This window comes from Bacteroides sp. MSB163, from assembly GCF_036416795.1.
GTDB lineage: Bacteria > Bacteroidota > Bacteroidia > Bacteroidales > Bacteroidaceae > Bacteroides > Bacteroides maternus.
In genome coordinates, this window is sequence record NZ_CP143867.1 from 2,108,166 (window position 1) to 2,123,685 (window position 15,520).

General features: G+C 48.1%; 9 protein-coding genes. All 9 read left to right on the forward strand.

Translation table 11 applies throughout. The features are described 5' to 3' along the window. Positions 1-139: 139 nt before the first annotated feature. Positions 140-2,431, forward strand: coding sequence for a beta-glucosidase BglX (gene bglX / locus VYM24_RS07295; RefSeq protein ID WP_330941874.1), 2,292 nt, complete (start codon positions 140-142; stop codon positions 2,429-2,431). A 480-nt stretch (positions 2,432-2,911) separates the two neighbouring features. Then, positions 2,912-5,917, forward strand: a complete 3,006-nt coding sequence (locus VYM24_RS07300) for a SusC/RagA family TonB-linked outer membrane protein (RefSeq protein ID WP_291550010.1) — start codon at positions 2,912-2,914, stop codon at positions 5,915-5,917. Positions 5,918-5,949: 32 nt separating this feature from the next. Next, the gene (locus VYM24_RS07305) at positions 5,950-7,467 is read left to right on the forward strand and encodes a RagB/SusD family nutrient uptake outer membrane protein (protein WP_330941875.1); all 1,518 of its coding nucleotides are present in this window, start codon (positions 5,950-5,952) and stop codon (positions 7,465-7,467) included. A 17-nt stretch (positions 7,468-7,484) separates the two neighbouring features. After that, complete coding sequence (locus VYM24_RS07310) at positions 7,485-8,318, forward strand: LamG domain-containing protein (protein WP_330941876.1); 834 nt, start codon at positions 7,485-7,487, stop codon at positions 8,316-8,318. A 23-nt stretch (positions 8,319-8,341) separates the two neighbouring features. Beyond that, entirely contained in the window at positions 8,342-9,982 is a 1,641-nt protein-coding gene (locus VYM24_RS07315; RefSeq protein WP_330942223.1) for a glucoamylase family protein, read from the forward strand. Between the two features lie 13 nt (positions 9,983-9,995). Continuing rightward, positions 9,996-11,303, forward strand: coding sequence for a glucoamylase family protein (locus VYM24_RS07320; protein ID WP_330941877.1), 1,308 nt, complete (start codon positions 9,996-9,998; stop codon positions 11,301-11,303). A 12-nt stretch (positions 11,304-11,315) separates the two neighbouring features. Next, positions 11,316-12,170 carry an endonuclease/exonuclease/phosphatase family protein gene (locus VYM24_RS07325; protein WP_291550017.1) on the forward strand — a complete coding sequence of 285 codons (855 nt, stop codon included), beginning with the start codon at positions 11,316-11,318 and terminating at the stop codon, positions 12,168-12,170. A 23-nt stretch (positions 12,171-12,193) separates the two neighbouring features. Next, positions 12,194-13,762, forward strand: a complete 1,569-nt coding sequence (locus VYM24_RS07330) for a sulfatase family protein (protein ID WP_330941878.1) — start codon at positions 12,194-12,196, stop codon at positions 13,760-13,762. A 32-nt stretch (positions 13,763-13,794) separates the two neighbouring features. Further along, the gene (locus VYM24_RS07335; RefSeq protein ID WP_291550172.1) at positions 13,795-15,519 is read left to right on the forward strand and encodes a family 43 glycosylhydrolase; all 1,725 of its coding nucleotides are present in this window, start codon (positions 13,795-13,797) and stop codon (positions 15,517-15,519) included. Position 15,520: the final 1 nt, after the last annotated feature.

A 15,520-nucleotide genomic window follows, 5' to 3' on the forward strand; every position in this document is an offset into this window, starting at 1 on the left:
TATTAAAATAGTACTTCCTTTTTTTATAATCTGCCCTAAAGGTACTTTTGTTGTAGCACCGGATTATAAGAGTTTTAAGGGCTTTCCCTTTATTTGCAGTGAAATCATTTTTCTCCAATAATAATAAAGAATGAAAAGCATGAAACATTTATCCCTTAAGTTACAATTGTTTTTAATGTTATTGATGTTTGTATCTATTGGCGTACAAGCACAGAAATCTCCTTTAGACATGGACCGTTTCATCGACGACCTGATGAAGAAGATGACTCTTGAAGAGAAAATAGGTCAGTTGAACCTTCCGGTAACGGGCGAGATTACTACCGGGCAGGCCAAGAGCAGCAATGTGGCCAAACGTATCCGTGCCGGTGAAGTAGGTGGTCTTTTCAATCTGAAAGGAGTGGAACGCATCCGCGATGTGCAGAAACAGGCGATTGAGGAGAGCCGGCTCGGTATTCCTCTTTTGTTTGGTATGGATGTCATTCATGGATACGAAACTGTATTCCCTATACCTTTGGGCTTGTCCTGCACGTGGGATATGAAAGCCATTGAAGAATCTGCGCGCATCGCTGCCATTGAAGCCAGTGCCGACGGTATTTGCTGGACATTCAGTCCGATGGTGGATGTCTCTCGTGATGCCCGTTGGGGACGTGTTTCCGAAGGTAACGGTGAAGACCCTTTCCTGGGAGCGGCAATTGCACGCGCCATGGTGCGCGGTTATCAGGGAAAAGATATGAGCCGTAATAATGAAATCATGGCTTGTGTGAAGCACTTTGCCCTGTATGGTGCACCGGAGGCCGGACGTGATTATAATACGGTGGATATGAGCCATCAGCGTATGTTCAATGAATATATGTTGCCTTATCAGGCGGCTGTAGAAGAAGGTGTGGGCAGTGTTATGGCTTCGTTCAACGAAGTGGACGGAGTGCCCGCCACCGGAAATAAATGGTTGATGACAGATGTGCTCCGCAAGCAATGGGGCTTTGGCGGATTCGTTGTGACGGATTACACCGGTATCACCGAAATGACGGACCACGGTATGGGTGATACACAGACGGTTGCCGCCCTGGCACTGAATGCAGGTGTCGATATGGATATGGTGAGCGATGCTTTCACGAGTACCCTTAAGAAGTCTCTGGAAGAAGGTAAAGTTTCGGTAAAGGCTGTCGATGCTGCTTGTCGCCGTATTCTGGAAGCTAAATACAAACTTGGTCTTTTTGATAATCCTTATAAGTATTGCGATGTAACTCGTCCGAAGAAAGAAGTCTTCACCAAAGAACACCGTGCCATTGCCCGCAAAACAGCTTCGGAAAGTTTTGTACTGTTGAAGAATGAAGGCAATGTGCTTCCGCTGGCAAAAAAAGGAACGATTGCCGTAGTAGGGCCTTTGGCGGATAGCCGTAGCAACATGCCGGGTACGTGGAGCGTGGCTGCCGTGATGAATAAATATCCTTCGCTGGTTGAAGGACTGAAAGATGTGGTAGGCGGCAAAGCCAGAATTCTTACGGCAAAAGGCAGCAACCTGATGAGCGATGCTGAATATGAAGAACGTGCCACCATGTTTGGACGTACTTTGCACCGTGACAACCGTACGGACAAAGAACTACTGGATGAGGCTCTCGCTGTGGCAGCCAAGTCGGATGTGATTGTTGCCGCCCTGGGCGAATCTTCTGAAATGAGCGGAGAAAGCAGTTGCCGCACAGACCTTGAAATGCCGGATACCCAGCGTGTGCTTTTGCAGGAATTATTGAAAACCGGTAAACCGGTAGTATTGGTGTTGTTCACCGGCCGTCCTTTGGTGCTGAACTGGGAACAGGAAAACGTGCCTGCCATCCTGAATGTATGGTTTGGTGGTAGTGAAGCCGCCCTTGCCATTGGCGATGTATTGTTCGGCAATGTAAACCCGAGCGGCAAACTGACGATGACTTTCCCGAAAAATGTGGGGCAGATTCCTTTGTTTTATAACCATAAGAATACCGGTCGTCCTCTGGCGGAGGGCAAATGGTTCCAGAAGTTCCGCAGCAACTATCTGGATGTTGATAATGAACCGCTCTATCCGTTCGGATATGGCTTGAGTTACACTACTTTCTCTTACAGTGACATTACATTGGATCAATCGTCCATGAACATTAATGGAGAAATCACAGCCACCGTAACGGTGACCAATACCGGAAAGCGCGATGGTGCCGAAGTGGTGCAGCTTTACATCCGCGACCTTGTAGGCAGTGTAACCCGTCCGGTGAAAGAACTGAAAGGCTTTGAAAAAATCTTCCTGAAAGCTGGTGAAGCGAGACAGATATCTTTCAAGATAACGTCCGATATGTTGAAGTTCTACAACTACAATCTGGATTTTGTGTGCGAACCGGGTGACTTTGAAGTGATGATAGGTACTGACAGCCGCAACGTGAATAAGGCTTTGTTCACCCTTCATTAAATTCTTTTAATAATCCTAAAGCCCGTTGGTGGAATTAGCCGTTAGCCTGGCTTGAGTCAGGCACATATCAAATAACTATCTGGTCCGTACCTGCTCCGTAGCAAATTCGGTTAAAGGTACCTCTAACCGAATTTGCTACGGAGCAGGTACGGACCAGATACGAGCCAGGTATGGACAGAACCCGGTCTTGAATTCTTGCAGATGCGAGGAAGGAAACATTAATTCCGCCAACGGATTCCCAAAGTAAAGTTATACTGAAAGAGTTTTCCAATAAAGCTCCGAAACCGGAAGCGGGTAAGGATGACATGGGAACATGGAAACTTTATTAAAAATAAACATCTGATAACTAGTTTGTTCTGATAGAGTGTAGTAGTTATAAAGTAGTACTTTGATGAAGCGTGGTACTCTTGTGGTAGCCCGTTTTTTGACTTAAATCAATTTATGCTCTACGTTTGCTGAGCAATTTTAAATCAATACAAAATGAAGAAGAATCTATTAATTACATGTGTGATGTTGCTGTTCGCTGTCGTTTCGATGGCACAGAACAAGATTACAGTTTCGGGTGTCATTACTGACAAGACAGGCGAGACTGTTATAGGCGCTTCGGTCCGGGTAAAGGGACAGGAGAATATGGGAACAATTACAGATATTGACGGAAAATACCAGCTTTCGGGCGTGTCGGTCAATGCCACTTTGGTATTCAGCTATATTGGTATGAAAGAGCAGGAGGTGGCACTTAACGGTCGTTCCAACGTCAACGTAGCGATGGAGGAAGACAGCCAGCTCATCGATGAAGTGGTTGTAGTGGGTTACGGTAGTGCCAAGAAACGCGATTTGACCGGCTCTATCGTAACGGTGAAAGCTGCTGAAATTGCTTCCAAACCATCTGTTAATCCTTTAGCTTCTATTCAGGGTAAGGTTGCCGGTGTGCAGGTAGTCAATACAGGCCGTGCCGGACAAGATCCTGAAATCCGTGTTCGCGGTACGAATTCTATCAACGGTTATACTCCGCTGTATGTAGTCGACGGATTGTTCACCGATAATATCAACTATCTGAATACGGCTGATATTGAATCCATGGAAATTCTGAAAGACCCTTCTTCTTTGGCTATCTTCGGTGTACGCGGTGCCAATGGAGTTATCATTATTACTACAAAGAAGGCTAAAGAAGGCAAGACCCAGGTCAACATCAACGGTTCGGTAGGTTGGAAGACGGTTACTGACCATGTCAGCCTGACCAATGCGGAGCAGTTCAAGATGCTCTATAATGAGCAGCGTATGAATCAGGGCGGTGATCCGTATGATTATACCGTGTGGAATGCAGATACCGACTGGCAGGATGAGATGTTCCAGACCGGTTTCCTCACTAATAATACGGTTAGTATTATGGCTTCGGGAGAAAGAAGCAAATTCTATTTAGGTTTGGGCTATGTAATGGAAGAAGGTTCCATTCAAAGTGAGAAGCTGAACAAGTTTACAGTAAACCTGCATAGCGAACATAAAGTAACCGATTTCCTGCGCTTCGGTTTCCAAGTGAACGGTGTACGTGCTCTATATCCTGATGCAAAAGGTGTGGCATCTGCCTTGAAGGCAGCTCCGATTGCTCCTGTCTATGAGCAGGAAAGCGGTCTACTGCATACACTTCCCGATTTCCAACGCGCCCAGGTCTGGAATCCGATGATTGAGCCTGTGTTGAGAGGTGCTCATAATAAGTCTGCCAATTATCGTATGGCGGGAAATATCTATGGTGAACTTGACCTGATGAAGAACCTGACCTTTAAGGCTACCTTCTCTCTGGACTATGCTTCCAACCAGTCACGTTCTTATTCTCCGCTCATTTATGTGTACAATCCGGATGTGGAAGGCGGTAAAGAAAGGCTGACGGATAAAGAGAGTGTCAGCCAGTCCAAGTCTACCTCGATGGCTGCACAGTCTGACTATGTATTGACCTATATCAACCAGTTTGGTAATCATGGACTGACACTGACGGCCGGTCTTACAACAAACTATAACGAATACTCTGACTTATCCGGAGGTCGCAGCCAATTGCCGGGTTATGGTGTTCCCATTGGTGAAGACGAGGATAAGTGGTGGATTTCCATTATCGATGATCCCACATCAGCAACTAACGGAGCATCCCAGTACAAGCGTTTCACTATGTCTTATCTGTTCCGTGCGCTGTATAACTACAAAAACCGTTACTTGTTTAATGCCTCTTATCGTCGCGACGGTTCTTCCGTATTCAAGAGAACGGGAAATACATGGGATAACTTCTACTCATTCGGTGCCGGTTGGGTAATGAGCGAAGAGAACTTCATGAAGAAACAAAATGTGATTGATTATCTGAAGCTGAAAGGTTCATGGGGAGTTTTGGGAAGCCAGAATACAGGCGGCTCCCGCTATCCGGCTTATCCCAACATCACAAGTTCGGGCTCTGCCGTCTTTGGTGACAATGTAATCGCAGGTAAAGGACCGGACAAACTGATTTCGCAGACATTGGGCTGGGAACGCAACTACTCATGGGAAGTAGGTTTCGATATGCATCTGCTGGGTGGTCGCATGCAATTGTCTCCTGTATATTACAACAAGACAACGAAAGATTTGCTGACCACTGTTCCCGGGCTTTCCGGTACGGTCCCCGCATTGCAGAACACGGGCGAGATTCGTAACCGTGGTTTTGAATTGTCGGCATCCTGGAATGATAAGATTGGTGAAGACTGGCGTTATGGCATTTCTGCCAACCTGACTACCATTGACAACGAAGTGGTGTCACTGATAAGCAAGGATTACTCTATCATTAACGGTGTTTCCCGAGTGTCCGAAGGTTATCCCATCGGTTACTTCTATGGATACAAAGTGGCAGGAGTTTATCAAAACGAGACGGATATTGAAACCTCATTCCCCAATCAGGTAGCTTCTGTGAAGCCGGGTGACTTGAAGTTTGCCGATGTCAATGGAGACGGTATCATTTCAGAGAAAGACCGTACGATGATTGGCAATCCTACTCCTGATTTTACGTATGGCTTTAATGTAAGTTTGGGCTATAAGAACTTTGACTTGAGTGTGGATATGATGGGAGTTTATGGGAATGAGGTCTATCGCAATTGGGATAGCAGTGCTTATGCACAGTTCAACTATCGCACAGAGCGTCTGAACCGCTGGCATGGTGAAGGAACATCCAACTGGGAACCAATTCTTGATCCGTCCCGTTCCGTAAACCTGGAAGCCTCTTCTTACTTCGTAGAGGACGGCAGTTTCTTCCGCATCCGTAACATAGAATTGGGCTATACCTTCGATCCCCGTTTGCTGAGTCGCATCAAGCTGCAAGCTTTGCGCATCTATGGTAACATCCAGAACCCCAAGACGTGGAGCCGCAACACCGGATATACTCCGGAAGTGGGTGGTAGTGCAACCTCGTTTGGTATTGACGGTGGAGGATACCCGATGCCGGTTGTGTATACCTTGGGCTTTAATTTATCATTCTAAACATGAAATCTAATAAAAGAAAGACGAACAGTATGAAAAAGATATTTTATTATATAATGGTTTTGGCACTGGGATGTTCCCAGATGTCATGCAGTGACCTGTTAGATCAAAAACCTCAGGGATCATTGACCGAAGATGACCTGACCGGAGGTACTTATGAGACACAGATATTTAATATGTATGCTCTGCTCCGTGGTTATCATATCGTGTCGGGAAACACGGCACTGGCTATTCATGGCATGCGCTCGGAAGATGCGGAAAAGGGTAGTACGCTGGCTGACGGAGCTGCTACAGGAAAGATGTTCGATGACTTTGAATATGCTGCAAGTAACGGCATGATAAAAAGTTACTGGAACGCTAACTATACGTTGATTCATAAAGCCAATGATGTATTGGAGGAGATGAAGTCGAATCCGTCATTGACAGGCGGCGACCTGATAAATAAAGGGGAAGCCCTATTCATGCGTGCTTTCTGCTATTTCAATCTGGTGCGTGCTTTTGGCGAAGTGCCTCTGATTGATTTTAAGGTAGAGACTGTGGCAGATGCCAATATACCCAAGTCTTCTGTTGCCCAAATTTACACTTTGATTGATGAAGACCTGAGCAATGCGGAATCTTGTTTGCCACGCACTTGGGAGGCACAATACGTTGGTCGTCTTAGCTGGGGAGCAGCCCGCGCTTTGCATGCCCGCACCTATATGATGCGTAATGACTGGAATAATATGCGTGCTGCGGCAGAAGATGTGATTGCTTCCGGTTTATACAACCTGAATACACCTTACGAAACCATCTTCCGTGAAAAAGGAGAAAACTGTAGTGAGTCTGTCCTGGAACTACAATGTACTTCCACTACGGCCCTTCCGGGTTCCAATGATATCGGCAGCCAGTATGCTCAGGTACAAGGATGCCGTGGAGCAGGCGAATGGAATTTAGGTTGGGGGCAACATACTGCCACCCAATTATTGGCCGACGCGTTTGAAGAAGGTGACCCCCGGAAAGACGAAACTTTGCTGTATTTCATCAGAACAGGGGAAGATCCGTCGACCATTCCTGCCAACAAACCTTATGGTGAGAAGCCGATTGCCAATGCCGATGTGGTTGCCAAGTATTTCAATAAGAAAGCATATACTGACCCGGCTTTGCGCGCACAGTACACAAAGGGTGGATATTGGGTGAACATCCGTCTGATCCGTTACTCTGACGTTGTATTGATGGCTGCGGAAGCAGCTTGCGAAACGGGCGACAAGACTAATGCGAAAAGATATCTTGAGATGGTGCGTAGCCGTGCCCGTGGCACGAATGGCAATATCCTGCCGGAGGTGACTACCGATGACCAGAACGAATTGCGCGAAGCTATCCGTCACGAACGCCGGGTTGAGCTGGGCATGGAGTTCGACCGCTTCTACGACCTCGTGCGCTGGGGAATTGCCAAAGAAGTGCTGCATGCTGCCGGAAAAACCGGTTATCAGGATAAACACGCATTGTTGCCTCTGCCTCAGGACGAGATTGACAAATCAAACGGTGTATTAGTTCAGAACCCTAATTATTAATCCATATAGTAACGACCATGAAAAGATATATAAACTTATTGCTGGCATTCGGTTTGTCGGCATTCACACTGCAATCTTGCTTCCAGGATATGGACCATCCGGCTTTCGACTATCCGGACAGTTCCGCCGGGAAGGAGTATTCACCGATGAAGCTGTTCCTGCCCTTTGAGAATGATATGCGCGATAAAGGCAACTACACCTTTCTGATGAGCGCCGGTGGAGAAATTACCTATACTGACGGAGTCAACGGACAGGCTTATCAGGGAACGAAAGACTCTTACCTGCTGGCACGTGTCCCTTCCTACCTGAACGATACCATACCCGAATTGGGAAGCTGTACGGTTGCTTTCTGGATGAAAACAACGAGAAACACGTCAGCTTACGGTATTTTCAGCATCCCCAACACCAAGACTTTCTGGGGTAATTTCGATATCTACCTGGAAAATACGGGCAGCGAAACCCAGGCGTTCTTTAAGATGCACCTCTACAACTGTACATCCGTGAAGGACAATGACGAGAGATGGGTAGAGGCGAAGATAGACAATGTCTTTGGTACTGAATGGGTGCATATGGCGTTCGTTTACGACGGAGACAACTCGACGATGACGGTTTACCGGAACGGTGAAAGTGCTCTTACAAAGGAACTTCCCGATTATGGAAAGCTTAAATTCAAAGATTGGGGTACGTTTGCTATCGGAGCATTCCAGTTCAGCACGAAGCCCAGCCTGACGGAAGGTGCAGGTGCACAGAGTTGGGCATCCAATTTCCCGGGACAGTTAGACCAGTTCCGTTTCTACGACAGAGCTATATCCGCATCTGAGATAAAACAACTTTATTCCGGTAAAGAATAACAAACATGAAGAACGTAGCGAATATGAGAGTCATTTATTTCATGCTATGCCTGTTGCTGGCGGCTTGCAGTAAGGATGATGCCCCGGAAGCACCCGGTGCGTTTGAACTGAAAAGTATCTCTATCGGTGACAAGCAGAATCAGAGTTCTTTCGACAATGTAGCTCCCGATGCCGGTATCGTGCTTACCTTTACGGATGCGGTGGATGAGGCATCGGCCCGCGCCAACATTGCCCTGAAACAGAACGACCAGGCAGTGGCATGCAACTTCAGTTTATCGGGTGCCGATAAACTCTCTTTGACACCAATAGGTGGCTTTAAGAGCTTTTCCTCATATAAACTGGTAATCAATCCGGGGGTGAAATCCACCTCCGGAGTATTACTCTCCAACGGCAAGGTTTATGAAATTAAAACCGGAATGGACGATTCGGATAAGTTCGACCGTATTCCCGATGAAGAATTGCTAACCTTGGTGCAGAAGCAAACTTTCAAGTATTTCTGGAACTTCGGGCACGAACATTCGGGAATGGCGCGCGAACGTACTACTTCTGCTGATGTTGTAACTACCGGAGGTACCGGATTTGGTGTGATGGCTATGCTGGTGGCTACCGAAAGGGGGTTTGTTACCCGTCAGGAAGCCCTCAGCAGAGTGCAGAAGATTGTTACTTTCCTGGATGAAGAGTGCACGAGCTATCACGGTGCCTATTCGCATTGGATTAACGGCTCTACGGGCAAGACCCAGCCTTTCGGTGATAAAGATGACGGCGCCGACTTGGTGGAAACTTCCCTGCTCTTTCAGGGACTACTGGCAGCCCGTGCTTACTTCAAAGAAGCTTCGGATGCTGAGAGCAAGTTGCGTTCAGATATCACCCGCTTGTGGGAAGCCATTGAATGGACCTGGTTCCAGAAGAACGGGGAACCGGTACTTTATTGGCATTGGAGTCCTAACTACGGATTTGAGAAGAACCTGCCCATCAGAGGGTGGAATGAGTGTCTGATTACGTATGTACTCGCTGCTTCTTCGCCTACGCACCCCATTGACAAAACTGTGTATGAGGCAGGATGGGCAAGGAATGGCGGCTTCAGGAACGGCAACAGTTATTACGGTTATAAACTCCCGTTAGGTGCTGAGAAGGGCGGACCGTTGTTCCTGTCCCAATACTCCTTCCTCGGCATTAACCCGAAAGGACTGAAAGACCAATATGCAGATTACTGGGAACAGAACCGCAACCACACCTTGATAAACTACAGCTATTGCAAAGAGAACCCCAAAGGCTATGCCGGTTATGGAACTTCCTGCTGGGGACTGACGGCCAGCGATGGCGACAGTGGATATTCCGCTCATTCACCCTCCAACGATAAAGGTGTGATTGCTCCTACGGCTGCTCTTTCGGCTTTCCCTTATACACCGGAGGAATCTTTATCCGCTTTGCATTTCTTCTATTATAAGATGGGTGACAAACTCTGGAGAGACTATGGCTTTGTAGATGCTTTTAACCTGACAGTCAACTGGTACGATAACCAATGTATCGCCATCGACCAGGGACCGATTATCTGTATGATAGAGAACCACAGGACAGGAATGCTCTGGAATTTGTTCATGGCTATACCGGACATTCAGCGAGGATTGAAGAATTTGGGTTTTGAGAGCCCGGCATTAAACTAATAGATTGATTATTATGAGAATATTGATATATTTGATACTTTTGCTCTATCCATTCAGCCTGCTTCCGGCAGCTTCGGGGGGCAAGAAAGAGAAGTCATTGTCCGATGAAGAATTGATGACTCTGGTGCAGAAGCAAACTTTCCGTTACTTTTGGGATTATGGTCATCCGGTTTCAGGGCTGGCACGCGAACGTAGCAATGGCAGTGATGATATTGTGACTATCGGTGGTTCGGGTTTCGGCGTGATGGCTATCATCGTCGGTGCGGAACGTGGTTTCGTCACCCGCGAGCAGGCGGCGGAACGTATGTTGAAGATTGTCCGCTTTCTGAGTGACAAGAGTACGGACAGTTATCACGGCATCTGGGCACATTGGATAGACGGGCAGACAGGAAAGACCATCCCTTTCAGCCGGAAAGATGACGGAGCTGACCTGGTGGAGTCTGCCTTTATGTTCGAAGGTTTGCTGGCTGCACACCAGTACTTTGACAAAGACACCCCGGTGGAAAGGAACATCCGCAGTCTTATCAACGGACTGTGGCGCCAGGCAGAATGGAACTGGTTCACCAATGGCGAAGACGTGCTTTACTGGCACTGGTCGCCTAATAACGGTTGGGCTATGAACCATCAGATTAAGGGGCATAATGAGTGTCACATCACTTATATCCTTGCTGCTGCTTCGCCCACCTATCCCATTGCGGAATCGGTGTATCATAAAGGATGGGCCAACTCTATCGTTTTCAGGAATGGTAAGCAGTTTTATGATATAACATTGCCTCTGGGAACTGATTTTGGCGGTCCGTTGTTCTTTACCCATTATTCCTATATGGGGCTCGACCCACGCGGATTGAAAGACCGTTATGCAGATTACGAGGAGCAGATGAAGGCTCATACTTTGATAAACCGTGCCTATTGCATCGACAATCCGAAGGGCTACAAAGGATATGGTGCACAATGCTGGGGACTGACAGCCAGTGACGGAGATAAAGGCTATTCAGCTCATTGCCCCGGCAACGACCGTGGAGTGATTACTCCCACAGCCGCCTTGTCTTCCATCCCTTATGCGCCGGAATATTCGCTTCAGGCCATGCGCTACTTCTATGAAGAGTTGGGCGGTAAGCTTTGGGGGGAATACGGTTTCAAGGATGCCTTCAACCTGACGGAGAACTGGTTTGCACCTTCGTATCTGGCCATCGACCAGGGACCTATTGTCGTGATGATTGAAAATTACCGCACGGGTCTGATTTGGAAGCTCTTTATGAGTCATCCAGACGTACAGAGTGGATTGAAGAAATTAGGGTTTACGTCCTCTTACTTAAAATAAATACAAGATACCATGAAAAAGATGTTTTTTAATAGTGTATTAGTTGCTTTCGTTCTGCTTGTCGCTTCGTGCGGCAGGCAGCCGGAAGCTAAGGTCGATGTCATGTCGTTCAACATTCGTCTGGACCACGTGGCGGATAGCTTGAATAACTGGAAGTACCGCAAGGATAATGCGGCAAAGATGATTGCCTACTACGCTCCTGATGTGGTGGGCATGCAGGAAGTACTGAAGAACCAGTTGGACGATTTAAAGAACCGTCTTCCCCAATACACTGCTCTGGGCGTGGGGCGTGCGGATGGAAAGGAAGCGGGGGAATATTGCTCTCTTTTCTACAAGACAGACCGCTTTGAGCTGATAAAGAACGGAAACTTTGGCCTGAGTGAAACTCCCGATACGATTGGAGTGAAGGGATGGGATGCCGCTTGCGAGCGCATTGTGACATGGGCTATCCTGAAAGATAAGGCCAGTGGCAAGAAACTGGCAGTTTTCAACACTCATTTCGACCATGTAGGGAAAGTGGCGCGTCGTGAGAGTGCCAAGTTGCTGCTTGCGAAGATGCACGAACTTGCAGAGGGGTTGCCCGTAATCCTGACGGGTGACTTTAACGGAACGGTGGACTCGGAACCGATCACTATCCTTTCTGATGGTGGAATGAAGAACGCCTATTCCGTTGCCTCCACGGTCTACGGTCCGGCATGGAGCTTCCATAACTTTGGCCGTATCCCGGTTGAGAACCGCCAGTTGATTGATTTTGTATTTGTCAACGGACAGGTGAGTGCTGATAAGTTCCGGGTGATAGACGATAAACCGGACGACGGATATTTGTCAGACCATGCCCCCATTATTGCCGGTCTGACGCTTCATTAATCATTTATTTGATATAGGAACCTATGAAAGACAAACTCTCTTTAGGGCTTGTCCTGCTCCCTTTTGTCCCTTCGGCAACGATACAGGGACAGGAGCAGGATGCTCAGAATGAACGCCCTAATATCATTTTCATCATGAGCGACGACCATGCCCGTCAGGCAATGAGCATCTACGGGCATCCTATCGGCAAGGTCGCTCCGACTCCGAATATCGACCGTATCGGACACGAAGGAGCGGTTTTCCAGAATAACTATTGCTGCAATTCCATTTCCGGCCCGAGCCGAGCCGCTATCCTTACGGGTAAGCATAGCCACAAGAACGGTTTTATGAAGAACTGGGCGAAAGGTTTCGACGGCGCGCAGCAAACTTTACCGAAGATATTACAGGCAAATGGCTACGAAACTGCTATCATCGGTAAATGGCACCTTATTTCCCGCCCGACCGGGTTCGATCATTGGATGATTCTCAACGACCAGGGAGAATATTACAATCCGCATTTCATCACGGAGAAAGATACCACCCGCCACCTGGGATATGTGACGGACCTGATTACCCGTTATACGGAAGAGTGGCTCGACGGGCGGAAAGATAAGAGCAAGCCTTTCTTCCTGATGATGCACCATAAAGCGGTGCACCGCAACTGGGTGCCTGCCGAGAGACATTATCATCTGTATGAGCACACCATCTTCCCGCTTCCCGATAACTATTTCGATGCTTACGAGGGGCGCTATGCCGCACAGATGCAGAAGATGAATATATATTGTGACATGTACGAGGGCCACGACCTGAAAATGGTTGCCGGCATGGACAGCGACAGCTTGCTGTTTGACCCCTGGCCGCACGCTTTTCTGGGAACCATGGAGCCGGATGAGCATCGCCGCTTCCTCGATGCATACCGCGACCGTAATAATGAGTTCTACTCTAAGCAACGTTCTTTCAAAGAAGTGGCGGAGTGGAAATACCAGCGTTACCTGCAAGATTATATGGGCGTTGTAGCAAGCGTGGACGAAAGTGTGGGAGAGATTCTGGACTACCTGAAACGTACCGGACTGGACAAGAACACAATAGTTGTCTACACCACTGACCAGGGCTTCTATCTGGGCGAGCATGGATGGTTCGACAAACGCTTCATGTACGAAGAGTCCTTCGGCATGCCGATGGTGATGCGCTGGCCGGGGCACATTAAACCAGAAACCCAGGTGACCGGGCTGACGCAGAACATTGATTTTGCACCTACCTTCCTGGATATGTGCGGCATTGAAGTTCCCCGGGATATGCAGGGTGTATCTTTCCGTCCGTTGGTGGAGAAGGGGAAAGCACCGCGTGACTGGCGCAAATCGCTCTATTATCATTATTATGAGTTTCCCGGCTTCCATAGCGTCCGTGCACACTATGGCGTGAAGATGGAGCGCTATAAACTTATGTACTTCTACGTGGATGACAAGTGGGAACTGTATGACTTAAAGACCGACCCGACCGAAATGCATAACCTGCATGGGAAAAAGGGCATGGAAAAGGTTACCACCGAACTTATGGCTGAACTTGAACGTTTACAGAAGCAATATGATGTTCCCGGCGAACTGTGCAAATAAACGAACCCGATAAGAAACCAGAGATGAAGAATATGAAATACCTATTACTGACCGTAGCCTGCCTGATTGCATGGACTACCCTTCCGGCGCAGGATATGCGTCAGGATACCTATTGTAATCCTCTGAACATCGATTACACGTATATGATTTATAATTCCGACCGGGATATCTCTTACCGTTCGGGCGCCGACCCCGCAGTGGTGGAGTTCCGGGGAGAATATTATATGTTCGTCACCCGTTCGCATGGCTACTGGCGTTCGCGCGACTTACTGAACTGGGAGTTTGTGCGTCCCGGAAAGAACTGGTATCCACAGGGGTGTAATGCTCCGGCGGCACACAACTATAAGGACTCCGTACTCTATGTAGCCGGAGACCCTTCCGGCTCTATGAGTATCCTGTATACTGATAATCCGGCTTCGGGCGATTGGGAAGCAACGCCCGCCATCCTGCACAACCTGCAAGACCCTGACTTGTTCATTGACGATGATGGCAAAGCCTACATGTTCTGGGGTTCATCCAACGTCTATCCCATCCGTGGTATGGAGCTGGATAAGAACCACCGCTTCACGAAGAAGGGCGAGACGAAAGAGCTCTTTAACCTGGATATGCCCAAGCATGGCTGGGAGCGTTTCGGCGAGAACCATACGGACACTGTGCTGGGCGGATATATCGAAGGTCCCTGGCTGACGAAGCACAACGGGAAATACTATATGCAATACGGTGCACCGGGCACAGAGTTCAATGTCTATGCCGACGGTGTCTATGTGGCAGATCACCCGATGGGGCCTTATACCTATCAGAAGCATAATCCCGTTTCCTATAAACCGGGCGGATATATGAATGGTGCCGGACATGGAAGCACCGTCCTTGGCCCCGGCGGGCAGTACTGGCATTTTGCTTCGATGTCCCTCTCCATCAATGTGAATTGGGAGCGGCGCCTTTGTATGTTCCCTGCGGGGTTCGATAAAGACGGCATTATGTATTGCGACACCCGTTTCGGAGATTATCCCCGCTATGCGCCTGCCGTTCCGGGTAAAGCCGGTGAATTCAGGGGTTGGATGCTGCTCTCCTATGGCAAGCCGGTCACAGCCTCCACCACAAAAGGGGAGTTCCAACCCTCTGCACTGACGGATGAACTCACTAAGACTTTCTGGTTGGCTGAAGCCAACGATGAGCACCAATGGGTAATGATCGATATGGAGAAGCCTGCCGATGTATGTGCCATTCAGATTAACTATCATGACTATCAGAGTGACATGTACGGCCGTTACGAAGACCTCCGCCACCGTTACATCATTGAAGGTTCGCTGGACAGACAGGACTGGAAAGTGCTGGTGAACCGCAAAGAGAGCTATAAGGACACTCCGAATGATTATGTGGAACTGTCTTTGCCCGAACCGGCACGCTATATCCGCTACAAGAACATAGACGTACCTACTCCGAACCTGGCTATTTCCGAGCTTCGCGTATTCGGACTGGGCACAGGCAAGGCACCACAACAACCGAAAAAGCTGTTTCTTGACCGTTATGCCGACCGTCGTGACATCGCCATCAGTTGGGAGCCTGTGAAAGGTGCGCAGGGCTACAACGTGTTGTGGGGTATCGCTCCCGATAAACTTTACAGTTCCTGGATGGTGTATGGTAAGAATGACCTGCTGATGAAATCCCTCACTACCGATCAGGATTATTATTTCTGTGTGGAGGCATTCAATGAAAATGGTATATCTTTACGCTCAGAAGTAAAACATGTAAAATAGT

Excerpts from the sequence above, each read along its gene's own strand:
- VYM24_RS07325 (WP_291550017.1), top strand. The coding sequence starts at position 11,316 with ATGAAAAAGATGTTTTTTAATAGTGTATTAGTTGCTTTCGTTCTGCTT.
- bglX (WP_330941874.1), top strand. The coding sequence starts at position 140 with ATGAAACATTTATCCCTTAAGTTACAATTGTTTTTAATGTTATTGATG.
- VYM24_RS07330 (WP_330941878.1), top strand. The coding sequence starts at position 12,194 with ATGAAAGACAAACTCTCTTTAGGGCTTGTCCTGCTCCCTTTTGTCCCT.
- VYM24_RS07335 (WP_291550172.1), top strand. The coding sequence starts at position 13,795 with ATGAAATACCTATTACTGACCGTAGCCTGCCTGATTGCATGGACTACC.
- VYM24_RS07300 (WP_291550010.1), top strand. The coding sequence starts at position 2,912 with ATGAAGAAGAATCTATTAATTACATGTGTGATGTTGCTGTTCGCTGTC.
- VYM24_RS07320 (WP_330941877.1), top strand. The coding sequence starts at position 9,996 with ATGAGAATATTGATATATTTGATACTTTTGCTCTATCCATTCAGCCTG.
- VYM24_RS07315 (WP_330942223.1), top strand. The coding sequence starts at position 8,342 with ATGAGAGTCATTTATTTCATGCTATGCCTGTTGCTGGCGGCTTGCAGT.
- VYM24_RS07310 (WP_330941876.1), top strand. The coding sequence starts at position 7,485 with ATGAAAAGATATATAAACTTATTGCTGGCATTCGGTTTGTCGGCATTC.
- VYM24_RS07305 (WP_330941875.1), top strand. The coding sequence starts at position 5,950 with ATGAAAAAGATATTTTATTATATAATGGTTTTGGCACTGGGATGTTCC.